A 22203-nucleotide genomic window follows, 5' to 3' on the forward strand; every position below is an offset into this window, starting at 1 on the left:
GCCGGCTTCTCATGAGACGGCAGCCGGCGCCTACCCCTGCTCAGTCTGGATCCTGTTGTAGTCGTGGATGGTCTGGCTCAGCCGGCGGCGCAGGAAGTTGGAGATGTTGTCGAAGATGAAGACAACGGCCAGGATCAGCAGCACCATGTAGAAGACGTTGGCCCAGTTGGAGTTGGTGCGCATCGCTTCCCACAGCTTCAGGCCGATGCCGCCGGCGCCGACAGCGCCAATGATGGTCGCGCCGCGGGTGTTGGATTCCCACTGGTAGAGCGTCTGGCTGATGAACACCGGCACCACTTCCGGCAGCACGCCGTAGCGCTGCACCAGAAGGCCGTTGGCTCCGGTCGAGGTAATACCCTCGCGCGGTTTGTCGTCGATGTTCTCCAGCGCCTCGGAATAGGTTTTGCCGAGCGTGCCGATCTCGGTGAAGAAGATGGCTGCACTGCCCGCCAGCGGTCCCGGCCCGAAGGCACGGGTGAAGAACAGCGCCCAGATCAGCATGTCGATGGAACGCATGAAGTCGAAGAAGCGCTTGAGCACCTGGTTGACCAGCCGGCTGGGCGTGATGTTGCGAGCGGCGAAGAAGGCCAGCGGAAAGGCGACGATGCCGCCCAGCATGGTGCCGAGAAAGGCCATGACGATGGTCTGCAGGAGCTTCGTCCAGACATCGCCATGCTGCCACTGGGCGTTGTTCCAGATGTTGTCGCCGGCCAGTGCCAGGTTGGACGTGCCTGGTTTCAGTTCCGGTCCGGAGACGATCAGCGAGGCGACTTCGCTTGCCGACTTGCCGAAGAACGGCGAGCGGGTGTCGAAGACGAAGTTTGCCCAGCCGAGAAATCGCTTTCGGATCCTGACGCGGTCAACGGCGACACGGGCCTCGCCGGCAAAGCCCATGTCGGCGACGACCTCATCTTCATGCGCGGTGATCCAGCCGGGAACCGGCCCCGAGATCAGCGGCTTGCCGGTGCCAAGCACGACCGCAACGGTCTCACCATTGGCAGTTATCGTCGCTTGCGTCTTGCTGAAGGTGACCGACTTGGCGGCGCCGTCGATAAGGACCGTCACCGAACCATCGGCATTGGTCTTGACCCAGTCCGGATCTGGGTTCGGGCCGAGCACCGAGAAGCGTGGATATTTGGCGGTGATCCGCGTTTCGTCGAGGCGGAAGATCGGCTGCACGTCGTAGCTGATCCATTGGGTTAGAAACAGCGGCAGCCGCTCCCAGTGCGATTCCCGCATGACCTGCGGCAGGTTGAAGAACCACAAGGCATAGAGCAGGTAGAGGAAGATGCCGCCAAGCAGCATCAGCGGCCCGAAGCGCTTGTGGAACGGCCGCTGGAACACCTGCGGGAAGCGCTCTTCGATCGACTGGATTTGATCGGCGGTCAAGGCAGCCATGGTCAAGCCCCCACCACGAAAGCCTGCTCGCCGACCAGCTTGCGGCGCAGCCAGGCGGAGAACTGGTCGACGATGAAGATCGTCGTGAACAGGAGCAGCACGAGGGCTATCGTCTTGGCGCCGAAGCCGCGCGAGATCGACAGCTTCAACTCCTCGCCGATGCCGCCGCCGCCGACCGCGCCCATGATGGTGGAAATGCGGACATTTATCTCAACACGCAGCAGCGTGTAGGACATGAAGTTGGGCAGCACCTGTGGCAGGCTGGCAAAGCGCACCCGCTCGAACCAGTTGGCGCCGACAGCCCTCAGGCCCTCTTCGGCGCGCATGTCGATGTTCTCGTTGATCTCGTAGAACAGCTTGCCCAGCGCGCCGATCGAATGCAGGCCGATGGCGATGATGGCAGCGATCGGGCCGATCGAGACGATGGCGGCGAACAGGCCGGCGATGACGATCTCGGGAAAGGCGCGCAGCAGCTCCATGAGGCGCTTGACGATTTGCCGCAGCACCGGATGCGGCGTCAGATTGCGCGCCGCGATGAAGGAGAACGGCACGGCGAAGACGAAGCCGATGAAGGTCGAGACCAGCGCCACGTTGAGCGTGGTCAGCATCAGCTCGAAATATTCGGGGATGTAGAAGCTGCCCCAGACATAGGAGCGGCCAAGCGGAAAGTTGAATTCCTGGGTGCCGGTGTCATGCGGGGAAGCGATGTCGAACATCGCCCGCCAGACATCGTTCCAGTCCTTGGGGACGAGCCAGCTCAGGAAGTCCAGCAAATGCGGCAACCGGTCGAAGAAATGCCCGGCATTGGCCTCGTCGGCGAACCACATTGTGCTGCCGAGCGCGATGATGAGAAGGCCGACACCGATGGCGGTGTAGAGCCGGCGCAAGGACGTCTTGCGACGCCAGGCGTCGGCCATCTGGTGAGTGGCGCCGGAAGGGGCTGTCACGGAAAGGGTCATGATCGGACATGCAAGAAGGGCGGCGTTTTCTCGACGCCGCCCTTCCTGATTTCGCCGTTAGCCGCCAATGGCTGCCTTACGGGCTTCGACGATGACGTTGTAGAAGTCCGCCTTAACCGGGACGTAGCCGGTAAAGTCGCCGCCTTCGACGCCTTCGAAGCAAGCCTTGTCCTTCTTCGGCAACTGCGTGAAGAAGTCGGCGAGCTTGGCGGTCATCTCGTCGCCGAGCGCGGTGCGCACGACCAGCGGGCCGTTCGGGATCAGGCCCGAGCGCCAGACTTCGACGAAGTCGTTGGGGTCGACGGCGCCCTTGGCGACTTCCTTGTGGAAGGTGCCCGAGGTGTAGCCGTCCTTGAAGTCGCCGATACCGGAGGAATCGTCCACCGCCACATCGACCTTGCCGTCGCGCACGGCCAGAACGTTGTTCTCGTGGCCGCCGTTGAACTGGGTCGAAGCGAAGAAGGTTTCGTTCGAAGCGCCGGTGTCCTTCGGGATCTGGGTCAGCGGGATCAGATAGCCGGAGGTCGAATCCGGATCGGCGTAGCCGAGCTTCTTGCCCTTGGCCGACTTGATATCGGTGATCCCCGAGGATTTCAGCGCCAGACCGATCGAATAGTAGCCGGTGGCGCCGTCGGTCTGCTGGGTGGTGAGGATCGGGGTGACCGCCTTCGGGTCCTTGAGAGCGATGCTGGCGTAGCCGGAAGCGCCGAGTTCGGCGAAGTCGAGCGTGCCGCCAAGCAGGCCCTGGATGACGCCGTCATAGTCGGCGGCGGGGAACAGCGAAACCTTTTCGAAGCCGAATTCGGCCTTCAGATGGTCGGCGAGGCACTGGTAGTTGCGCAGCCGGTCGGTTTCGTTTTCGCCGCCGAGGATGCCGACGCGAAATTCCTTCATGTCGGCGGCCTGGGCCATGCTGGTCGCCATGGCGAGCACCGAAACGGCGCTGAAAACCATCTTCCTGAACATCTGTAATCTCTCCTGTAGGTTCCGGCCCCGCGCCGGCAGCGTTCTCGATTTTGACAGGTGCCCTTGACGCGGGCTGTCGATCCAGGCCGCTCTCAGTATCCCGGGAATGCGGGCTCGAGCGGTCCGGCGGATGCGGCGATCTTTCGGCTGAAGGCAACGCTGGTCGAGGTGATGGCCTCGGAGATTTCCTGGCCATTGCTGTCGGCGCCGTAGACGAGACGCACGGCCTCGCGGTTGAGTTCTTCCGGCGGGCCGTCGAAGACGACCTTGCCGGCGGCCATGCCGATGATGCGGTTGCAGTAGGTGCGGGCGGTGTCCAGCGTGTGAAGATTGGTGACGACGGTGATGCCGTCGCGCAGATTGATGTCCTGCAGCGAATCCATCACCACCTTGGCGTTCAGCGGGTCGAGCGAGGCGATCGGCTCGTCGGCGAGGATCACTTTGGGCTGCTGCATCATGGCGCGGGCAATGGCGACGCGCTGCTGCTGGCCGCCCGACAAGGTGCCGGCCGGTTGCAAAGCGGTGCGGGCGACGTCGAGCCGCTCGAGAGCTGCGACCGCCTCGGCGCATTCGGCGCGGGAGAACATGCCGAACAGGTTTGACATGGTCGAGCGGTGGTTCAGCTTGCCGAGCAGCACATTGGTGAGCACGTCGAGGCGCGGCACCAGGTTGAACTGCTGGAAGATCATGGCGCAGTCACGCTGCCAGCGCCGCAGCGGCGAGCCGCGCAACTGGGAAACCTCGGCGCCGTCAAAAAAGATCGATCCCTGGCTGGGATCGATGAGACGGTTGATCATGCGAAGAAGGGTCGATTTGCCGGCGCCCGAACGGCCGATAATGCCAACCATCTGACCCTGTGGGATGGCGATGTTGATGTCGCTGACGGCGGTGTTCTTACCAAATCGGCGGCTGACACCGCGGATTTCGAGCGTGGCGGAATTTGCTGACATGGGGCAGGTTCCAGTCTGGACCATATTGATCGTCAGGCACTCGCCTAACGCAGCCACATGAACCTGCCGTGTCGCGGTGATGTCAGTTTTGTTACGCTCCACAGGTGTGGAGTTATGGCCGGCCCAGGGCCAGCAGGTCCTCGAAGTGCTCCATGTCCCTGAAGCCGCAGAAGGCGGGAGTTTTGATTTCGATCACGGGAGCCTGCTGCTCGAAAAAGCTTGAGAGAGTCATCGAACAGGTCCTGCCATGTGGCTGCCATGACGATGATGTGAAGAATTATCCTTCGTATTTTTCCAGGAAGGCCTCGGCCGATAGTTCCCGGAAATCGTCGAGCGAAGCGCGCAGCCTGGCATGATCCCAGTCCCACCAGGCAAGCGCCTGATAACGGTCGGCGGTGCGGCGGTCGAAGCGCTCACGGATCGGTTTGGCCGGCACGCCGGCGACGATGGTGTAGGGGGCGACGTCCTTCGAGACGACGGCTCCGGCGCCGATCGCCGCGCCGTCACCGACGGTGACGCCGGGCAGGATGGTCGAGCCGTGGCCGAGCCAGGTGTCGTGGCCGATGGTGACTCGCCTGGCGCGACGCTGGGCGAAGAATTCTGTCTCGTGCTCGGCGTCGTCCCAGTAGTCCGAGGCGCGATAGGTGAAATGGTGCAGCGTTGGCCGCCAGGTCGGGTGGTTGGTGGCGTTGATGCGCACGCTGGCGGCGATGTTGGCGAACTTGCCGATCGTCGCGCACCAGACGGCGCAGTCCTGCATCATGTAGGAATAGTCGCCAAGCTCGCTTTCCGACACCCGGCTGCGGTCGGCGATCTCGGTCCAGCGGCCGAGCGTCGAATTCTGCACATCCGCCGTCGGATGGACCAGCGGCGTCTCGGACAATTTCCTGGTCATGCGGCGATTTTTCCGGGAGCGAAAGCGGTGACGTCGATGATGCGGTCGGCAACCGCCTCGCGTACGTCGTGGTCATGGAAGATGCCGAGCAGCGCGACATCAGCCGCCTTCTTGGCGGCGATGAGTTCAATCACGACATCGCGGTTTTTGGCGTCGAGCGAGGCGGTCGGCTCGTCGAGCAGCAGGATCGGATGCTCGGTGATGAAGCCGCGTGCGATGTTGACGCGCTGCTGCTCGCCACCGGAGAAGGTCGCAGGTGGCAATGCCCAGAGTTTCTCCGGCAGGTTGAGCTGCGCCAGCAAGGCGCGTGCCTTGCCGCGGGCAATCTCGCGATCCTCGCCGCGCTCGACCAGCGGTTCGGCGACGACATCCAGCGCCGAAACGCGCGGCACGGTGCGCAGGAATTGGCTGACATAGCCGATCGTTTGCCGGCGCACGGCAAGCACGGTGCGCGGGCTGGCAGTGGCGAGGTCGATCAGCCCGTCATCGTGGCTGACGATGATCTGGCCTTCGTCGACGGCGTAGTTGCCGTAGAGCATCTTCAGGATCGAGCTCTTGCCGGCACCGGACGGGCCGCCGAGCACGGTGCATTCGCCGGCCCTGATCGAGAACGAGACACCGGCGATAACAGGCAATTTGATGCCGTCGCGCAGATGCATGGTGAAGCTCTTGGCGACGTCTGAGACAACGAGGGGCGTCGGCATCAGAAGGTCCTCCAATCGCTGTTGGTTTGCGGGCCAGCACCCCCCTCTGGCCAATGCAATTGCATGTGCGGAATAACGGTGAAATCTCGAAGCGGGTGTTTGCGAGGTGTCGGCGCGAGGCACCCCCCTCTGTCCTGCCGGACATCTCCCCCGCAAGGGTGGAGATTGGCAGCTTCACCCGCAGCGCTTTTCTTGCAGCCTTGGTAATTGGTGAACGCAGCAGGGACAGCCGATCTCCCTCCTTGCGGGGGAGATGGCCGGCAGGCCAGAGGGGGGTGCCTCGCGCCAAGGTTTCGCGAACACGCGCTTTGAGACTTCATCGTCAAACCTGCAGAATCGAGGAAACGAGCAACTGCGTGTAAGGCGCGCGCGGGTCGTCGAGCACGCGGTCGGTGAGACCGCTTTCGACGACGCGGCCGTCCTTCATCACCATCATGCGCTGCGACAGAAGCCGCGCCACGGCAAGGTCGTGGGTGACTACGATGGCCGCGAGACCAAGGTCGGTGACCAGCCCGCGCAGCAGGTCGAGCAGGCGCGCCTGGACCGAGACGTCGAGGCCGCCCGTCGGTTCGTCCATGAACACCAGGCGCGGGCCGGTGACGAGGTTGCGGGCGATCTGCAGGCGCTGGCGCATGCCGCCGGAAAAGGCGCGCGGCTCGTCGTCGATGCGGTCCTCGTCGATCTCGACGCGCGACAGCCAGTCGACCGCGGTGGCGCGGATCTTGCCGTAATGACGGTCGCCGACCGCCATCAGCCGCTCGCCGACATTGGCGCCGGCCGATACCGTCATGCGCAGGCCGTCGGCGGGGTTCTGATGGACAAAACCCCAGTCGGTGCGCATCAGGAAGCGGCGCTCGGCCTCGCTCATGCGGTAGAGTTCGCGGAACTGGCCGTCACGCATGCGGTAGCTGGCGGTGCCGGAGCTGGGCAGCAGCCGGGTCGACAGGCAGTTGAGCAGTGTCGTCTTGCCGGAGCCGGACTCGCCGACGACAGCCAGGACTTCACCCGGCCACAGGTCGAAGGAGACGTTGTCGCAGCCGACGCGCGAGCCGTAGAATTTGGAGAGCGCCGAGACGCGCAGCAGCGGTTCGTCGGTCATTGTATCTCCTTACCCTCCCCCTTGCGGGGAGGGTCGGCGCGCAGCGCCGGGGTGGGGGTTGAGTGGGGCGTGGATTGGTCAAGACCCCCACCCGCGCCTTCGGCGCGACCTCCCCACAAGGGGGAGGTAGGGGCGTTGCGCCGCTTCTCGCAGTGGTCGGTGTCGGAGCAGACGAACATGTGGCCGCCATGGTCGTCGAGGATGACCTCGTCGAGATAGACATTCTCTGCCGCGCACAGCGCGCAGGGCTGGTCGAAGGTCTGCACCTCGAACGGATGGTCCTCGAAGTCGAGGCTGACCACGTCGGTGAAGGGCGGCACCGCGTAGATGCGCTTTTCGCGCCCGGCGCCAAACAGCTGCAAAGCCGGTGAGCGGTGCATCTTGGGATTGTCGAATTTCGGCGTCGGCGACGGGTCCATCACATAGCGGCCCTCGACCTTGACCGGATAGGCATAGGTGGTGGCGATGCGGCCGTGTTTGGCGATGTCCTCGTAAAGTTTCACATGCATGAGGCCGTATTCCTCCAGCGCATGCATTTTCCGCGTTTCAGTCTCGCGTGGCTCGAGGAAGCGCAAGGGTTCCGGGATCGGCACCTGGTAGACAAGCACCTGGCCCGCCGTCAGCGGATGTTCGGGGATACGATGGCGGGTCTGGATGATGGTGGCGCTGGCGGTATCAGTGGTCACCGCGATGTTGGCGACCTTCTTGAAGAAGGCGCGGATCGAGACCGCGTTGGTGGTGTCGTCGGCGCCCTGGTCGATGACCTTCAGCACATCGTCCGGGCCGATGATCGAAGCCGTGACCTGGACGCCGCCAGTGCCCCAGCCATAGGGCATCGGCATTTCGCGCGAGGCAAACGGCACCTGGTAGCCGGGAATGGCGATGCCCTTGAGGATCGCCCGGCGGATCATCCTTTTGGTCTGCTCGTCGAGATAGGCGAAGTTGTAGGTGGCGATGTCGGTCATGGCGATCACATCCACATTGTGCTATTGAATTGGCGTCCAGGACGCGGAAACAGGGGCGAAATCGGATGACCCAGACCGCTTGGCTGCATATCGGAATTCTGCTGCTGGCGTTCGTCGGCGTGGTCGCGTTTATCCTCCGAAGAATGGTTTTTCCCGCAGCCAGGGAAGGCGCGCATGGCGAGAGCGTTGGCATCGGCGGCGGCTACAGTGGCGGGCATGGCGACCATTCGCACGACAGCGGTGGCGGTGATGGCGGGTCGGGCGACTAGGCTCATTCCGCCGCCTCCTTCTTGTCTTCCAGCATGTCGGCATTTCCGCGGGCGTCGTATTCGGCGCGCATACGGCGCACGAGGTCGAGTTCGGCCTGGAAGTCGACATAGTGCGGCAGCTTCAGATGTTCGACGAAGCCGGTCGCCTGGACGTTGTCGGAATGCGAAATGACGAACTCCTCGTCCTGGGCCGCGGCGACGACATCCTCGCCGAGCTCCTTCGCGCGCAGCGCCCGGTCGCACAGCGCCATCGCCATCGCCTTGCGCTCGCTCTGGCCGAAGACCAGGCCGTAGCCGCGGGTGAATTGCGGCGGCGCCTTGGCCGAGCCTTTGAACTGGTTGACCATCTGGCATTCGGTGACGCGGACAGTGCCGAGCGGCACCGCGAAGGGCAGCTCGGGCACGTCGAGCTCGAGCTCGACCTCGCCCATGCGGATCTCGCCGACGAAGGGATGGTTGCGGGCATAGCCGCGCTGGGTGGAATAGCCGAGCGCCAGCAGAAACCCTTCATCGCCGCGTGACAGCGCCTGCAGGCGGATGTCGCGCGCCATCGGGAATTCGAGCGGCTCGCGGGTGATGTCGCCGGGGACGTGATCCTGCGGCATGTCGCCGTCGGGTTCGATCAGGCCTTCGCGGTCGAGGATCGCCGATACGCGCGGCATGGCTTGCGCTTCCGTCTCGCGCAGCAAGGGCTGGGCGACGTCAGCGCCGGCGGCAAGCTCGGGATCGAGCAGCCGGTGGGTGTAGTCGAAAGTGGGCCCGAGCAACTGGCCGCCGGGCAGATCCTTGTAGGTCGCCGACACACGTCGCTCGACCAGCATCCCGGCGGTGTCGATGGGCCTGGAGTAGCCGAAGCGTGGCAGCGTGGTGCGATAGGCGCGCACCAGGAAGATCGCCTCGATCATGTCGCCGCGCGCCTGGACGATGGCGAGTGCGGCCAGTTCACGATCATAGAGCGAGCCTTCGCTCATCACCCGATCGACGCCGAGCGCCAGCTGCTCGACGATCTGGTCGAGACGTAGTGCCGGCAGCGAACGGTCGCCGCGGCGGCGGTCGGCAAGCAGGCTGTGGGCGTTGGCGATTGCGGCTTCGCCACCTTTCACCGCGACATACATCTTACGCCTCCATCGTCTTGATGCGCGTCGTGCGCGGCAGGCAGGCAATGCCATCAGCGGTGGCGAGTATGATGTCGACGCCTCTGGGAAAGCGCTTGATGTTCTGTTTCCACTGCTCGACGAAATGGCGCGGCATCTGTGCCGGCGCGATCGTGGCGCTGGTTTCGATGCCGGGACCTTCAAGCAACAGCGGCGTGCCGGAGACGAGATCGCCGACTTGCAGGATCAGCGTGGTCGAACGGTCGGGATAATCCTGCGTGCCCTGCGAAAAACCATCGAGCGACATCATCTCGGCCGGGGCCGCGATGAAGGCGAAATGCGCATCGGCCGGTGTGTTGGCCACGGGCGCGCCGGTGTGGAACCCAAGCCAGGATCTGATCGCGGTGGAAGCTTGCAGGGCCGGGTCGAGCCAGAGCGGGGTGTCGTTATCGCACAGCGCCAGTGCGATGGCGCCGGCGGCCGCCGAGAGCGGCGCCGGCGGGCGGGCGAAGGCCGGCAGCGGCTGCACGCTGCCTGGCCGCGCCATTGCGTCCATGACGGCGCGGAACACCGTCTGGGCATTGAAGACCGGATCGGCGAAACCGCCCTCTATCGATTGCGCTGCAATGTCCATCAGTCTTCTCCGCGAACCATGGTGAAGAAATCCACCTTCGTTGCCGCCGTCTCGGCGCGGCGTTTTTCATGCGCTGCGGTCAGAGCCGACCGCAGGGGCGCTATCAGTCCGGTCTCGACTTCATTGCGGCGGGCAGGGTCCTGCCACAGCGCGTCGGCGATGGCCGCCAGCTTCGCCTTCTGCTTGTCGCGGCCAAGCGCATAGCAATGTCCGACCTGCCCGGAGGGCAGCCGGACGGTGGCGCGGGTGACGGTCGCCTCGCCGACGTTGAAGGGCGCGCCGCCGCCGCCGATGCGGCCGCGCACGGTGACCAGCCCGGTCTCGGGGCCGCGCAGCAGTTCTGCTTCCGAAGGCAATCCGGCTTCATTCCAGAGCCGGACGATGTCATCGCCGCTGGATTGCGCCAGTGTCGCCATGGCGGCCTTGCGCTCGGCCTGGTCGCGGGCTTCCTGTCCTCGCATCAGCAGCATTCCTCTTTGTCAATTTGTCTATTGATATAGACAACTATACAAATTATACCTATTATCTAATGCGTGTCCATGACGGGTGGATGACAGCGATATAAGACTGGGCGCTGGAAGGTTGGGGCAATGATAGTCGGGCGGCTGGCAGCGGACAGCATCGAGCGGCGCAGTGGCGTTTCGCTGTGGCGGCAGATCGCCGACAAGATCCTGCATGCGATCGCCATCGGCGATTTCACGGAGAATGCAGCGTTGCCGCCGGAGGTGGCGCTGGCAGAACGCTATGGCGTCAACCGTCACACGGTGCGCAGCGCCATATCGGCCCTTGTAAGGGAAGGCGTGCTGCGGGCCGAGCAGGGGCGCGGCACCTTCGTACTGTCGCGCAAGCGGCTGTCCTATCCGATCGGCGCGCGCACACGCTTTTCGACAGGGCTGCAAGGGCAAACGACGGAACGGCACATCGTCCTGCTCGCCTCGTCGATCGAGCCGGCCAGCCAGCGCGTTGCCGAGGGCCTTGGCCTTGCCAGGGGAGCCGATGTGATCCGGTTGGAAACGCGCGGCGAAGCCGACGGACGGCCGGTGTCGCGTGCTGCCGGCTGGTTCGAGGCCCGGCGCTTTGCCGGCATCGATGCCGCGATGGCGCAAACCGGCTCGATCACCGCATCGCTGGCGCGTTTCGGCATCGACGACTATCTCCGGCAATCGACCGTGCTGTCGGCGCGCCATGCCGATGCGGCGGACCTTGCCGACCTCGACCTGCTGCCGGGCGCCATCGTGCTGGTCACGGTTGCCGTCAACGTCACGCCGGACGGCCAGCCGATCCAGTTTTCCGAGTCGCGCTTCCCGGCCGAGCGGGTGGAGCTGAAGCTGTCGGCGCTGTAGCTAACGTCGTCATCCTTGGGCGAAGCAGGAGCGCAGCTCCGTCGCGGAGACCCAAGGATCCATGCCGCGATCTCGGGCGAAGAGCGCAGCGGCGCAGAATTCTGCACCGAAGCAACGCTCTCAGGTCACGGCATGGATCCTATGGTCTGCGCCGCGTCGCTTCGCTCCTCGCTCCGCCATAGGATGACGAAGCGATGGATGTTGCGGCTAGTCGCCAAAGCATCAGATCTACCAAGTTGGGCGCTCAACGATCTCCGAATTCGTGTCGAACAGGCGCCTCTATCCGACCTCGATCACAGCCTTGATCAGGCCGGATTTCTCGTGTGCCCAGCGGGCGAGATCGCGCGGCGTGCCGGCGAGTGTGGTGCGGTGTGTGACGAGCTTGGCCAGGGGCACGGCGCCGTTGCGGATCGAGGCGGCGACGTGATCGAAGTCGGCGCGCAGCGCGTTGCGGCTGCCGATCAGCGTCATCTCGCGCTTGTGGAATTCCGGATCGGAAAAGCTGATGTCGTCCTTGACGACGGAGACCAGCACCAGCGTTCCGCCATGCGCGACATGGGCGAAAGCCGACTGCACCGATTGGGTGTTGCCGGTGGCGTCGAAGACGACATCGAAGCCTTCGCCTGATGTCGCTCCCTTGACCAGATCGGGCACCGCGCCGCGCGACCCGTCGAGGGTCTGGAAACCAAGCTCATTTGCGGCGAAGGCGAGCCTTTCACTGCTCATGTCGAGCAGCGTCACGTCGAGCCCGGCGATGCGGGCGAAGATGGCGGTGCCGAGCCCGATCGGGCCAGCGCCGATGACCAGCGTGCGGGCGCCGGGGTCGGCGCGGGCGCGCCGCACTGCATGCGCGCCGATGGCCAGGAACTCGACTGCGGCGGCGTCGGCCAGCGAAAGGCCGTTGGCGGGATAGAGATTTTGCGCCGGCACCAGAATCCGTTCGCACATGGCGCCGTCTCGATGCACGCCCAAGACCTCGATCCTGACGCAGCAATTGGGCTTGCCGTGCCGGCAGGCGATGCACTTGCCGCAGGAAAGATAGGGGTTGATCACCACGGGCTCACCAACGGCAAGATCGACGCCGTCGCCGGCCTCGACGATCGTTCCCGACACCTCATGGCCCATGATGCGGGGATAGGCGAGGAAGGGGTGCTTGCCCTCGAAAATGTGGTAGTCGGTGCCGCAGATGCCGACATGGCTGACCGCCACCAGCGCCCAGCCGGGAGGCGGTGCCTCTGGTGCGGGCCGGTCTTCAAGGACAAGATCGCCGGGCGAACGGCAGAGGACGGCTTTCATGCGCTAATCCAGTCATGAAATCGCCGGCCCGTTGGTGTGGCGGGCCGGCGGTTGATTGCGGGATCGCTACTTGCCGCGGCGGCGCAGGCCGTCGAAGTAGACGATGATGATGATCAGCGCGCCAGTGATGATGCGCTGCCAGAACGAGTTGACGTTGAGCAGGTTGGCGCCGTTGTTGATGGTGGCCAGGATGAAGGCGCCGAGCAGCGGCCCATGCACCGAGCCGACGGCGCCGAACAGCGAGGTGCCGCCGATGACCGAAGACGCGATCGCCTGCAGCTCCCAGCCCTCGGCCTGCGTCGGGTTGCCGATGCCGATGCGGGCCGCCAGCAGCACGCCGACAAAGGCGGCGCACAGGCCCGACAGCGTGTAGGCCATGTAGATGGTGCGCTGGACATTGACGCCGGACAGGCGCGAGGCCTCGGCGTTGGAGCCGACCGAAAACAGGTATCGGCCCCAGCGGCTGTGGTGCAGGAAAATATAGGCCGGAATGCCGACCAGGATCACCATCCAGAACAGGTTGGGGATGCCGATGAAGGAATTGCGCGAGAAGGCGGTGAAGGTGTCGCTGTTGATGTTGATCGAATTGCCGTTGGTCATCAAAAGGCCGATGCCGCGCAGCGAGGTCAGCGTTGCCAGCGTGATGATGAAGGGCGGCAGGCCCATCTTGACGATGCCGAAGCCGTGGAACATGCCGATGGCGACGCCGACCAGCAGCGTCACCAGAATGGCGAGCCAGATGGGGAAGCCGGCATTGATCATCATGGCCACGACCACGGTGGCGAAACCGACCACGGCGCCGACCGACAGGTCGATGCCGCCGGTGATGATGACGAAAGTCTGGCCGACCGCCATGATGGCGATCATCGAGCCCTGGCGCAAGAGATTGGCCATGTTGTTGGCGGAGGCGAAGCTCGTCGTCGCCACGGAGAGAAGGATCCAGAGCAGAACCAGCAGCGCCAAAAGCGTCAGCCCAAACAGGACATTATAGTTGCGCTTCGGTTTTTCGACGGCAATCGCCTCGGTGCTCATATTTGTCCTCCCAGCTTTTCTTGTTTCTCGGCGAGCGCCTGAGTAAGAATATCCTCGTGGCTGGCGGCGTGAAAACCGTGCGTCGCCACCAGTTTGCCGCGCCGGAACACATGCAGCGTGTCGGCGAGTTCATAGACTTCCGGCAGATAGGACGAGATCAGGATGATGCCGGCGCCCTTTGACAAAAGTGCGCCGAACAGGCGGTAGATCTCGGCCTTGGTGCCGACATCGACGCCGACCGTCGGTTCGTCGAAGATGAACAGCTTGGCGCCGTGCGCCAGCCATTTGCCGATGACGATCTTCTGCTGATTGCCGCCCGACAGGCTGGATGCCAGCGCGCCGCGCGTCGGTGTCTTGATGCGCAGATCGGCGATCTGGCGATCAGCTTGCGTCTTCTCCTGCGTGCTCGAAATCAGCAGATTGTTCGAGATTCGCTTGTAGATCGGCAGGTTGAGGTTGAAGCCGACCGGCAGGTTGAGGCAGAGGCCCTGGTCGCGGCGGCTTTCCGGCGCCAGCGCCATGCCGAGCTTGATCGCGTCATGCTCGGAATTGACCTGCACCTCCTTGCCTTCCCAGAGGATCTGGCCGGCGGATTTGCGGTGGCGGCCGTAAAGCGTGGTGACGAACTCGCTGCGTCCGGCGCCGATCAGGCCATAGAGTCCGACGATCTCGCCGGCGCGGACCGTCATCGAGACATTTTCGAAGCCCTTGCCGGACAGGCTTCTCGCCTCGATAATGGCGGCGCCCGGCGTGAAATGCTCCTTGTGATAGACCTGCTCGATCGAGCGGTTGATCATCATCTTGACCAGCTCGGCATCGTTGGTCTCGGCGATGTTGCGGGTGCCGACCAGCGTGCCGTCGCGCAGCACGGAAACACGGTCGGCGAGCTCGAACACTTCCTCCATGCGGTGGCTGATGTAGATGATCGTCACGCCTTCATCCTTCAGCCGACGGATCAAGGTGAAGAGCTGGTCGGCCTCCTTGCGGGTGAGGTAGGCGGTCGGCTCGTCGAAGATCAGGAATTTGGTGCCGCGCACGGTGGCGCGGGCGGCGGCTATCAACTGCTGCTGGCCGATGGTCAGGTCGCCAAGGGTGACATGCGCCGGCAGGTCGAAGCCGAGATCGTCGATGATCGTCTGCGCCTGCCTGACCATGGCGCGCTGCTGCAGGATGCCGAAGCGTGAATTCTCCTCGCCTAGGAACATGTTGGCGGCGACAGTCAGGTGACGGCACAGCACGACTTCCTGGTGCACGGCATTGATGCCGAGCGCCATCGCCTCGTGCGGCGTCGCCAGGGCGGCCGGTTGGCCCTCCCAGGCGATCTCTCCGGAGGTGCGCGGCATGACGCCGGTCAGAAGCTTGATGAGCGTGGATTTGCCGGCGCCGTTCTCACCGACGATGGCGTGTATCTCACCGGACTTGAAGGCGAGGTCGACCGGCTTCAGCGCGTGGGTGCCGGGATAGCGCTTCTCCAGCCCGCGCAATTCGAGGATGGTCCGCCCCGGTTCCAGAACGGGTGTGGGATGCAGTTCCTGCGCCGTCGAAATCATGACAATCCTCCCAGATTGGCCTCCCGGATTGGCTTCCCAGGCTGGCCTCACGATTGGCACGCGGCGAGGCAAGGATATGCCTCGAAAACAGCCTAGCTCAGGCGTGCGGATTGCCAAGCCGTTTGTGCGGCAGCTTGTGTCTCCGGGGCGAGGTGCCCCGGAGACGATTGCGGATGCGGCTCAGAGCTTCGGATTGAGCAGCGCGTCGATCTTGGGGTCTTTCATGTTGTCCTTGGTCACCAGATTGGCGCCGGTGTCGACATTGGCTTCGACCTTTTCGCCTTTGGAGGCGGCGAGTGCGGTCTTGATGCCGTCATAGCCCATCCGGTACGGATCCTGGACGACGAGGGCGGAAATGACGCCGTCGTTGAGGAACTTGATCAGCTTCTCGTCGCTGTCGAAACCGACCAGCGCCAGTTTGCCGCCAAGGCTGTTTTCCGCGACAGCCTGGCCGACGCCCTGCGCCATGATCAGGTTGGAAGCGAAGATGCCCTTGAGGTTCGGGTTGGCGGTGATCAGGTCGGTGGCGATGTTGAGGCCGGTGGTGGCCTGGCCGTCGGCATATTTATCGGCGACCAGCTTGAGGCCCGGATATTTGGCGGCCAGCTGTTCGGTGAAGCCCTGCTTGCGCTGTTCGAGCGAGCCGGCGCCCGGTGCGTTGGTGATCAGGGCGACGTCGCCCTCGATCTTGCCGCCGTTGGCGGCGCCGATGGCGGCTGCGAGGCCGTCGGCAGCGACGCGGCCGCCCTGGACGTTGTCGGTGGTCAGGAACGAGGTGAAGGCCTTGGAGTCGGCGCCGGAGTCGATGCCGATGACCTTGACCTTGGCAGCGGCTTCATCGATCGGCTTGCCAAGCGCCTTGAACTCGGTCGGCGCAATGACGATGGCCGCCGGGTTGCTGGCAACGGCGTTCTCGAGGATCGAGACCTGGCCGTTGACGTCGGTTTCAGCCTGGGCGCCGAGTTCCGGCACGTTGACGCCGAGATCCTTGCCGGCCTTGCGGGCGCCGGCCAGAACGATCTGCCAGTAGAACGACGTGGTATCCTTGACGATGATCGGAATGGTGACGTCCGCCGCCGAAACCGGCGCCGAATGCATGACGCCGGCGAGCATCGAAGCTGCTGCCAGCGCCATGACGGCGCGGCGGTTGAGAATGCTGGTCGCGAATTTCATGAGGTTTCCTCCCTAAAGTCGCCCGGTGAACGTTACGGAAGCTCCGTCCGGATAGGCGCGGCCCAAACAGAACTTTATCAATAAAAAACAATTGCCATGTTTTGATAATGCATCGAACAGATCGATGCAAGCGGTGTTTGATCAGTCCTTGCGAGGTCTGGCAGAAGCAAATCCACCGCGCTGCTCCCCATCGACGCCGTCACGCTTCCGTTCCATTCCGGGAATGTATGGAATATTAATTCCACCATTTCGTCAATATGGAATATCCATTCCTTCGTGTGACCGCAAGAATATGAAGTTTCACGCCAGCTCCTGCACCAGTGTGTAGGGACGATATCTGGCGTATTCCGTCTCCGGCACGTCGATGTCGAGCAGTTGGAGGTTACGCGTCAGGTTCGCCAGCTTGGCGGTGCCGGTCAGCACGGTGGCGACGGCAGGTTCATGCAAGGGGAATTGGAACGCGGCGGCGGCGAGCGGATAGCCACCCTCGGCGGCGATCCTTTCCATTGCGCCGACGCGGTCGAGCACGTCATGGCTGGCAGGGCGGTAGTCGAAATGTGCGCCTTGCACCGGTCCGGTCGCCAGGATGCCGGAGTTGAACACGCCGCCAATGACCAAGGAGGTCTGCCGCGCCCGGCATAGGGGCAGCAACTCCGCTTCGGCACTGCGGTCGAGCAAGGAATAGCGGCTGGCGAGCAGGATGCAGTCGAGCGGCGCCTCGCGCATCACGTCCAGACAGATCTGCACCTCGTTGACGCCAAGCCCATAGGCGGAAATGACGCCGGACCGTTTCAGCTCTTCGAGTGCCTTGAGGCCGCCGTCCATCAGGTCGCGAAAGTGCAGCTTGGTCTTCTCAACACCATGGGTGTAGGCGCCGATGTCGTGGACAAACAGGATGTCTATCCTGTTTAGGCCAAGCCGCGCATAGCTGAACTCGACGGACCGCATGATGCCGTCGTAGGAATAGTCGTAGTCGAGCGCGAAGGGCAGCGGATCGACATAGGAGTGATCGGGAACCTGATCCTCCGACACCGGGCGGAACAGCCGGCCGACCTTGGTCGACAGCACATAGGAATCGCGCGGCTTGTAGCGCAGGAAGTCGCCGAAGCGGCGCTCCGACAGTCCGAAACCGTAAAAGGGTGCGGTGTCGAAATAGCGCAGGCCGGCATCCCAGGCGCCCTGCAGCGTCTCCATCGCCGCTTCGCGCGAACAGGCGCGGTAAAGGCCGCCAAGTGCAGCGCCGCCAAAGCTGACCTCGGTGACTTCCAGCGCTGTCTGGCCGATGCGGCGTCTTTCCATGCACAACCTCCCCGTGGCCAGCCAACTGGCCGGCGCGCAGTCTACTTTATATCAGTAAAATCTAAAGTGTTGCGCCCAGATGCCAGGGCACGAACTCGTTGTCGCCGTAGCCGAAGTCCTCGCTCTTGGTCTTGCGGCCGGAAGCCGTCTCGACGATCAGTTCGAAGATCTCGCGACCCATGCCGGCGATGGTCTTTTCACCCGAGGCGATGACGCCGCAATTGACGTCCATGTCCTCCTCCATCTGGTGGTACATCGTCGAGTTGGTGGCGACCTTGATCGACGGCGTCGGGCGGCAGCCGAAGCAGGAGCCGCGGCCGGTGGTGAAGACTATGACGTTGGCGCCGCCCGCCACCTGGCCGGTCGCCGAAACCGGGTCGTAGCCGGGCGTGTCCATAAACACCAGGCCGCTGCCAGTGACTTTTTCGGCGTAGCCGAAGACGCCGTTGAGCGGCGTCTGGCCGCCCTTGGCGACCGCGCCGAGCGACTTCTCCAGGATGGTGGTGAGGCCGCCGCGCTTGTTGCCGGGCGAGGGATTGTTGTCGATCGAGGCGCCATGCTTGGCGACATGGTCCTCCCACCATTTCACAAAGCCGTCGAGCTTTTGCGCGATCTCCGGCGTTGCCGCGCGGTAAGCAAGCAGATGTTCGGCGCCATAGATCTCCGTCGTCTCGGAGAGGATGCCGATGCCGCCGACGCCAGCCAGGATATCGACAGCCGCGCCCAGTGCCGGATTGGCTGTAATGCCCGACATGCCGTCGGAGCCGCCGCATTGCAGGCCGACGACGATCTCGCTGACCGGGATCGGCTCACGCTTCAGCTGGCCCACTTCCTCGGCGATCTCGGCCAGCACGTCCATCGCCTTTTCCACCGATTTGCGCGATCCGCCGGCGTCCTGGATGTTGAAATGGCGCTTGCCGGCAGCGACGCCCTTTTGGCCGTAGAGGGTGAGCTGGTTGACCTCGCAGCCGAGGCCGACCATCAGCACGCCGCCGAAATTCGGGTGGCGGGCGTAGCCGGCGAGTGTACGGTGCAGCACCATCATGCCGTCGCCGGTGCCGCTCATGCCGCAGCCCTGGCCGTGCACGATCGGCACGAAGCCGTCGATGCCGGGATATTTCGGCAAAAGCGTGCGGTTGGCGGTGTCGGCGATGGAATGGCAGACGGTGGCCGAGCAATTGACGCTGGCGACGATGCCGATGAAGTTGCGCGTGCCGGCGCGGCCATCGGCGCGGCGATAGCCCATGAAGGTGCGGGCGCGGTCGGCCTCCGTCGCGTGCTCGGCCTCGCTCGGGGGCACGACCGGCAAGCGGCCGGATTCGAACACTAGATTGTGCGAATGCACGTGCTCGCCCGCCGCAATATCCTGTGTCGCGCGACCGATCGCCTGGGCGTATTTCACCACGGCCTCGCCGGCGGCGATCGGCTTGATCGCCACCTTGTGGCCGGGCTCGATCAACACACTGGCGACGGCACCGCCCGGCAGCGCGGTGCCGATCTCGATGCGGCCGTTGGCGACGGCGACATTGTCGGCGGGGGACAGAAGAATGCAGTTGGAGGCGTTCACGGGCGGTTTCCTGGGTGATCCTGGGCTGCGCGGACGGATTGACACGCGTCTGTTTAGAGATATTGTCTTTTATCGTGAAAAAACAGTTTTGCGTCAATTGTTTTTTCACTGGGGAGTTCCGCATGCCTTGGGTGTTCCGGAAAGCGAATTCGCTTTTCAGGGCCATGGGAACGTCATATCGCGCTTCAAACCGGCCGCGGCAAGCGACGGGTGCAACGGATCAGGGATGTCGAAGAGCAACAACGTCTACAAGGATGCCTACAACCGCTGCCTGCGGCTACTCGACGAAACGCGCAGCCTGCCTTCGGAGCCGGAACTGGGCACCTTGCTTGGCGTCAGCCGGACCACGGTGCGCACCATTCTCGCGCGCATGGAAGAGACTGGGCTGATCGCCTGGAACAAGCGCGCCAAGACGGTGCTGCGCGAGACGCGTCCCGATGATTTCTTCCCCGAGGAAGAGACCGACACGCTGGCCGAGATCATCGAACGGTCGTTCATGCGTCGGCTGCTCGCCGGCGGCGCCGAAGCCGGCATGCAGATCAACGAACTCGAACTGGCGCGTGAGATCGGCGTCGGCACCACCAGCGTGCGCGAGTTCCTGATCCGCTTCTCCCGCTTCGGCCTGATCGAGAAGCGTCGCAACAGTCACTGGGTGCTGAAGGGTTTTACCCGCGCCTTCGCGCTGGAGCTGACCGAAATCCGCGAAATGTTCGAACTGCGCTCGGCGGCTGCCTTTGCCGTTTTACCGCAGGACAGCGCGGTCTGGACCGATCTCGACCGTCTGGAAGACGAGCATCGCCAGTTGGCAAACGACATCGCCACCCGCTTCACCGAGTTCTCCGAACTCGACGAGCGCTTCCACCGGCTCATCCACCGGGCGTCGCGCAACCGCTTCATCGTCGATTTCTACGATGTCATCGCCATGATCTTCCACTACCATTACCAGTGGAACAAGGCGCAGGAACGCGAGCGCAACGAAGTCGCGATCGGTGAGCATCTGGTCTACATAGAGGCGCTGAAATCACGCGATCTCGGCAAGGTCGACGCCGCTTGCCGCAAGCACCTGAAGTCGGCGCGCCAGACATTGCTGACCTCGATCCCGGAGAGCCGGTCGCTGCAAAAATCCTGAACCGCATCGCGGTTCAGTGTCTTGTTCATGCATGTCGTTGTCCCAAAACCGCTATACTTTTGGGCGACATGCATTGAGCCTGCCGCGTTGGCGCCGCGGCGATTTGGCGATTTTCCACCCGCCGGCGCCGTGCTAGATATGGTTCATTGCTGCTAAGAGGCAGGGCTTTGGGCGTATCGAGGAGACGGTGGAGCATGCCGGTCGCGCTGGTCGCGGCCTATCTGCTGTTGCTCCAGTCGACGCTCGGAGCATTCGCCTTCGGCACCAGTCCCAATGCATCGCAGCTCGACGCCTTCGGCAACGTCATCTGCACCCATGAGGGCGCAACCCAGCTTCCCGGAGACAACCAGCCGCCGTCCCATCTTCCGGCATGCTGCGTGCTCGGCTGCAGCATGGTTTCGGCGGCCTTTGCGCCGCCGCCCGGTGCTGGCCTGGCGCTGGGCAGCCTTTCCTTCAAAACGGTCGCCTTTGTTTTTCCGGCGGTCATCCATCTCGACTTTGCGCGTGAGCGCTCGCCGTCGAACCCGCGTGCGCCGCCGCTGACGGCCTGAGCCTGTTTGCCCGGCGGAACCTTTCGTGGGCGTACCCATCCAAAGATCAAACTGCTCGCGACCGGCAACGGCGCGACCTTCACTTCATGGAGCAACCATGTCCTATTTTTTCCCTGACGCCGCGCGTCTTATGCCCGGCGGCATTCTACGCGGCATCGAAGAGCGTGTCGGCATTGCCGTGCTGGCTCTTGCGCTGCTGTTCACAGGCGCCCAGTCCGTCCTCGCGCATGAGTTCAAGGTTGGCGATCTCGAAATCGGCCACCCCTGGTCGCGCGCCACGCCGGCCGGCGCCAAGGTCGCCGGCGGCTATTTCACCATCACCAACAACGGCAGTGCGCCGGACCGGCTGGTGTCGATTTCCTCCGATGTCTCTGAAAAGGCCGAGCTGCATCAGATGGGCGTCAAGGACGGCGTCATGACCATGCGGCCGGTTGCCGGCGGCCTGGAAATTCCGGCCGGCGGCAAGGTAGCCCTTGCGCCTGGCGGCTATCATTTGATGTTCATCGGCCTGAAGCGGCAACCCAAACAGGGCGAAAAGTTCTCCGCTACCCTGACCTTCGAAAAGGCCGGCGCCGTCAGCGTCGATTTCGCTGTCGAAGGCATGGGCGGTGGCGCCATGGACGATCACGCCAATTGACCCGGCCAGTTTGAAATTTGAGGGACCATCATGAACAAGTATCTTTTGTCGGCCGCAGTACTTCTCGTGCTCGGAACCAGTGCCGCCTTCGCGCATATCACGTTCGAAACGCAGGAAGCGGCCGTTGGGTCGACCTACAAGGCCGTTTTGCGCGTGCCGCATGGTTGCGAGGGCAAGGCGACGATCGCCGTGCGCGTGCAGATTCCGGAAGGGGTGATCGCGGTGAAGCCGATGCCGAAGCCTGGCTGGACGCTGCAGACCAAGAAGGGCAAGTACGACAAATCCTACCAGCTCTATGGTCAGGCGGTTGCCGACGGGGTCAAGGAGGTCGACTGGAGCGGCGGCAGCCTGCCAGATGAATTCTACGACGAGTTCGTCTTCCGCGCGACGCTGACGGCGGATCTCCCTGTCGGCCAGAAGCTTTACTTCCCGGTTGTGCAGGAATGCGATGGGGCCGCCGACCGCTGGATCGAAATCCCGGCAGCCGGCCAGGATGAGGACGCGCTGGAAAACCCGGCACCCGGCATCAAGCTGTTGCCGAAGAAATGATCTCCAAGGCGGGGGGGGGGGGGGGGGGGGGGGGGGGGGGGGGGGGTGGTGGGGGGGGGGGTGGGGGGGGGGGGGGGGGGGGGGGGGGGGGGGGGGGGGGGGGGGGGGGGGGGGGGGGGGGGGGGGGGGGGGGGGGGGGGGGGG

At 63.9% G+C, this 22203-nt stretch carries 23 protein-coding genes; 6 read left to right on the top strand and 17 right to left on the bottom strand.

Features of this window, described 5'->3' with window-relative positions; all coding sequences use genetic code 11:
* Positions 1-30: 30 nt before the first annotated feature.
* The 8 genes from phnE (NKI66_RS31730) to NKI66_RS31765 all read right to left on the bottom strand — a co-directional run bounded on the left by phnE (NKI66_RS31730) (position 31) and on the right by NKI66_RS31765 (position 7936).
* On the bottom strand, positions 31-1398 hold the full coding sequence (phnE, locus tag NKI66_RS31730) for a phosphonate ABC transporter, permease protein PhnE (protein WP_023812465.1): 1368 nt from the start codon (positions 1396-1398) through the stop codon (positions 31-33).
* 2 nt (positions 1399-1400) lie between these two features.
* Entirely contained in the window at positions 1401-2357 is a 957-nt protein-coding gene (gene phnE, locus NKI66_RS31735; protein ID WP_023812466.1) for a phosphonate ABC transporter, permease protein PhnE, read from the bottom strand.
* A 57-nt stretch (positions 2358-2414) separates the two neighbouring features.
* Positions 2415-3323 carry a phosphonate ABC transporter substrate-binding protein gene (phnD, locus tag NKI66_RS31740; RefSeq protein WP_023812467.1) on the bottom strand — a complete coding sequence of 303 codons (909 nt, stop codon included), beginning with the start codon at positions 3321-3323 and terminating at the stop codon, positions 2415-2417.
* A 92-nt stretch (positions 3324-3415) separates the two neighbouring features.
* Positions 3416-4273, bottom strand: a complete 858-nt coding sequence (gene phnC / locus NKI66_RS31745) for a phosphonate ABC transporter ATP-binding protein (RefSeq protein WP_352753966.1) — start codon at positions 4271-4273, stop codon at positions 3416-3418.
* Positions 4274-4550: 277 nt separating this feature from the next.
* Positions 4551-5168, bottom strand: a complete 618-nt coding sequence (locus NKI66_RS31750) for a DapH/DapD/GlmU-related protein (protein WP_128306073.1) — start codon at positions 5166-5168, stop codon at positions 4551-4553.
* The gene (gene phnL / locus NKI66_RS31755; protein ID WP_023812471.1) at positions 5165-5872 is read right to left on the bottom strand and encodes a phosphonate C-P lyase system protein PhnL; all 708 of its coding nucleotides are present in this window, start codon (positions 5870-5872) and stop codon (positions 5165-5167) included. Before phnL ends, NKI66_RS31750 begins: the two co-directional genes overlap by 4 nt.
* Before the next feature lie 322 nt (positions 5873-6194).
* Positions 6195-6971 (bottom strand): phosphonate C-P lyase system protein PhnK, encoded by a 777-nt coding sequence (phnK, locus tag NKI66_RS31760; RefSeq protein WP_023760811.1) that lies wholly within the window; start codon positions 6969-6971, stop codon positions 6195-6197.
* Entirely contained in the window at positions 6968-7936 is a 969-nt protein-coding gene (locus NKI66_RS31765) for an alpha-D-ribose 1-methylphosphonate 5-phosphate C-P-lyase PhnJ (protein ID WP_023812472.1), read from the bottom strand. The genes phnK and NKI66_RS31765 overlap by 4 nt, the downstream gene beginning before the upstream one ends.
* A 65-nt stretch (positions 7937-8001) precedes the next feature.
* Between NKI66_RS31765 and NKI66_RS31770 the strand changes: the two genes are divergently transcribed.
* The gene (locus NKI66_RS31770; RefSeq protein WP_023812473.1) at positions 8002-8205 is read left to right on the top strand and encodes a hypothetical protein; all 204 of its coding nucleotides are present in this window, start codon (positions 8002-8004) and stop codon (positions 8203-8205) included.
* Positions 8206-8207: 2 nt separating this feature from the next.
* Here the strand turns inward: NKI66_RS31770 and NKI66_RS31775 are convergent, their stop codons facing one another.
* The 3 genes from NKI66_RS31775 to phnG are packed head-to-tail and all read right to left on the bottom strand — an operon-like array spanning position 8208 to position 10394.
* Entirely contained in the window at positions 8208-9320 is a 1113-nt protein-coding gene (locus NKI66_RS31775; RefSeq protein ID WP_023812474.1) for a carbon-phosphorus lyase complex subunit, read from the bottom strand.
* A 1-nt stretch (position 9321) separates the two neighbouring features.
* Entirely contained in the window at positions 9322-9933 is a 612-nt protein-coding gene (phnH, locus tag NKI66_RS31780; protein ID WP_023812475.1) for a phosphonate C-P lyase system protein PhnH, read from the bottom strand.
* Positions 9933-10394, bottom strand: a complete 462-nt coding sequence (phnG, locus tag NKI66_RS31785; protein WP_023812476.1) for a phosphonate C-P lyase system protein PhnG — start codon at positions 10392-10394, stop codon at positions 9933-9935. Before phnG ends, phnH begins: the two co-directional genes overlap by 1 nt.
* Before the next feature lie 132 nt (positions 10395-10526).
* On the opposite strand from phnG, the gene phnF reads away from it, so the two are divergent.
* Entirely contained in the window at positions 10527-11276 is a 750-nt protein-coding gene (gene phnF / locus NKI66_RS31790; protein WP_023812477.1) for a phosphonate metabolism transcriptional regulator PhnF, read from the top strand.
* A 279-nt stretch (positions 11277-11555) separates the two neighbouring features.
* On the opposite strand, the gene NKI66_RS31795 is transcribed toward phnF, so the two are convergent.
* The 6 genes from NKI66_RS31795 to NKI66_RS31820 form a co-directional block, all read right to left on the bottom strand.
* Positions 11556-12572: a zinc-binding alcohol dehydrogenase family protein gene (locus NKI66_RS31795; protein WP_023812478.1), complete on the bottom strand. Its 1017-nt coding sequence runs from the start codon at positions 12570-12572 to the stop codon at positions 11556-11558.
* A 66-nt stretch (positions 12573-12638) separates the two neighbouring features.
* The gene (locus tag NKI66_RS31800; protein WP_023812479.1) at positions 12639-13604 is read right to left on the bottom strand and encodes an ABC transporter permease; all 966 of its coding nucleotides are present in this window, start codon (positions 13602-13604) and stop codon (positions 12639-12641) included.
* Positions 13601-15154, bottom strand: a complete 1554-nt coding sequence (locus NKI66_RS31805) for a sugar ABC transporter ATP-binding protein (RefSeq protein WP_023812480.1) — start codon at positions 15152-15154, stop codon at positions 13601-13603. The genes NKI66_RS31800 and NKI66_RS31805 overlap by 4 nt, the downstream gene beginning before the upstream one ends.
* A 180-nt stretch (positions 15155-15334) precedes the next feature.
* The gene (locus tag NKI66_RS31810) at positions 15335-16327 is read right to left on the bottom strand and encodes an ABC transporter substrate-binding protein (protein ID WP_023812481.1); all 993 of its coding nucleotides are present in this window, start codon (positions 16325-16327) and stop codon (positions 15335-15337) included.
* Between the two features lie 300 nt (positions 16328-16627).
* Entirely contained in the window at positions 16628-17626 is a 999-nt protein-coding gene (locus NKI66_RS31815) for an aldo/keto reductase (protein WP_352753968.1), read from the bottom strand.
* A gap of 61 nt (positions 17627-17687) precedes the next feature.
* On the bottom strand, positions 17688-19193 hold the full coding sequence (locus NKI66_RS31820; RefSeq protein WP_023812483.1) for a UxaA family hydrolase: 1506 nt from the start codon (positions 19191-19193) through the stop codon (positions 17688-17690).
* A gap of 226 nt (positions 19194-19419) precedes the next feature.
* Here NKI66_RS31820 and NKI66_RS31825 point away from each other — a divergent pair, with 226 nt between their 5' ends.
* The 4 genes from NKI66_RS31825 (at position 19420) to NKI66_RS31840 (ending at position 22059) form a co-directional block, all read left to right on the top strand.
* The gene (locus NKI66_RS31825) at positions 19420-20322 is read left to right on the top strand and encodes a GntR family transcriptional regulator (RefSeq protein ID WP_023812484.1); all 903 of its coding nucleotides are present in this window, start codon (positions 19420-19422) and stop codon (positions 20320-20322) included.
* Positions 20323-20516: 194 nt separating this feature from the next.
* Entirely contained in the window at positions 20517-20873 is a 357-nt protein-coding gene (locus tag NKI66_RS31830) for a DUF2946 family protein (protein ID WP_352440835.1), read from the top strand.
* A 97-nt stretch (positions 20874-20970) separates the two neighbouring features.
* Positions 20971-21510 (top strand): copper chaperone PCu(A)C, encoded by a 540-nt coding sequence (locus NKI66_RS31835; RefSeq protein WP_352440836.1) that lies wholly within the window; start codon positions 20971-20973, stop codon positions 21508-21510.
* A gap of 30 nt (positions 21511-21540) precedes the next feature.
* Complete coding sequence (locus NKI66_RS31840) at positions 21541-22059, top strand: YcnI family copper-binding membrane protein (protein ID WP_023812487.1); 519 nt, start codon at positions 21541-21543, stop codon at positions 22057-22059.
* The last annotated feature ends 144 nt before the right edge of the window (positions 22060-22203 follow it).

The sequence above is a fragment of the Mesorhizobium sp. M0518 genome, assembly GCF_040321125.1.
Lineage (GTDB): Bacteria > Pseudomonadota > Alphaproteobacteria > Rhizobiales > Rhizobiaceae > Mesorhizobium.

Excerpts from the sequence above, each read along its gene's own strand:
- phnE (WP_023812465.1), bottom strand. The coding sequence starts at position 1,398 with ATGGCTGCCTTGACCGCCGATCAAATCCAGTCGATCGAAGAGCGCTTC.
- phnE (WP_023812466.1), bottom strand. The coding sequence starts at position 2,357 with ATGACCCTTTCCGTGACAGCCCCTTCCGGCGCCACTCACCAGATGGCC.
- phnD (WP_023812467.1), bottom strand. The coding sequence starts at position 3,323 with ATGTTCAGGAAGATGGTTTTCAGCGCCGTTTCGGTGCTCGCCATGGCG.
- phnC (WP_352753966.1), bottom strand. The coding sequence starts at position 4,273 with ATGTCAGCAAATTCCGCCACGCTCGAAATCCGCGGTGTCAGCCGCCGA.
- NKI66_RS31750 (WP_128306073.1), bottom strand. The coding sequence starts at position 5,168 with ATGACCAGGAAATTGTCCGAGACGCCGCTGGTCCATCCGACGGCGGAT.
- phnL (WP_023812471.1), bottom strand. The coding sequence starts at position 5,872 with ATGCCGACGCCCCTCGTTGTCTCAGACGTCGCCAAGAGCTTCACCATG.
- phnK (WP_023760811.1), bottom strand. The coding sequence starts at position 6,971 with ATGACCGACGAACCGCTGCTGCGCGTCTCGGCGCTCTCCAAATTCTAC.
- NKI66_RS31765 (WP_023812472.1), bottom strand. The coding sequence starts at position 7,936 with ATGACCGACATCGCCACCTACAACTTCGCCTATCTCGACGAGCAGACC.
- NKI66_RS31770 (WP_023812473.1), top strand. The coding sequence starts at position 8,002 with ATGACCCAGACCGCTTGGCTGCATATCGGAATTCTGCTGCTGGCGTTC.
- NKI66_RS31775 (WP_023812474.1), bottom strand. The coding sequence starts at position 9,320 with ATGTATGTCGCGGTGAAAGGTGGCGAAGCCGCAATCGCCAACGCCCAC.
- phnH (WP_023812475.1), bottom strand. The coding sequence starts at position 9,933 with ATGGACATTGCAGCGCAATCGATAGAGGGCGGTTTCGCCGATCCGGTC.
- phnG (WP_023812476.1), bottom strand. The coding sequence starts at position 10,394 with ATGCGAGGACAGGAAGCCCGCGACCAGGCCGAGCGCAAGGCCGCCATG.
- NKI66_RS31795 (WP_023812478.1), bottom strand. The coding sequence starts at position 12,572 with ATGAAAGCCGTCCTCTGCCGTTCGCCCGGCGATCTTGTCCTTGAAGAC.
- NKI66_RS31800 (WP_023812479.1), bottom strand. The coding sequence starts at position 13,604 with ATGAGCACCGAGGCGATTGCCGTCGAAAAACCGAAGCGCAACTATAAT.
- NKI66_RS31805 (WP_023812480.1), bottom strand. The coding sequence starts at position 15,154 with ATGATTTCGACGGCGCAGGAACTGCATCCCACACCCGTTCTGGAACCG.
- NKI66_RS31810 (WP_023812481.1), bottom strand. The coding sequence starts at position 16,327 with ATGAAATTCGCGACCAGCATTCTCAACCGCCGCGCCGTCATGGCGCTG.
- NKI66_RS31815 (WP_352753968.1), bottom strand. The coding sequence starts at position 17,626 with ATGGAAAGACGCCGCATCGGCCAGACAGCGCTGGAAGTCACCGAGGTC.
- NKI66_RS31825 (WP_023812484.1), top strand. The coding sequence starts at position 19,420 with ATGTCGAAGAGCAACAACGTCTACAAGGATGCCTACAACCGCTGCCTG.
- NKI66_RS31830 (WP_352440835.1), top strand. The coding sequence starts at position 20,517 with ATGCCGGTCGCGCTGGTCGCGGCCTATCTGCTGTTGCTCCAGTCGACG.
- NKI66_RS31835 (WP_352440836.1), top strand. The coding sequence starts at position 20,971 with ATGTCCTATTTTTTCCCTGACGCCGCGCGTCTTATGCCCGGCGGCATT.
- NKI66_RS31840 (WP_023812487.1), top strand. The coding sequence starts at position 21,541 with ATGAACAAGTATCTTTTGTCGGCCGCAGTACTTCTCGTGCTCGGAACC.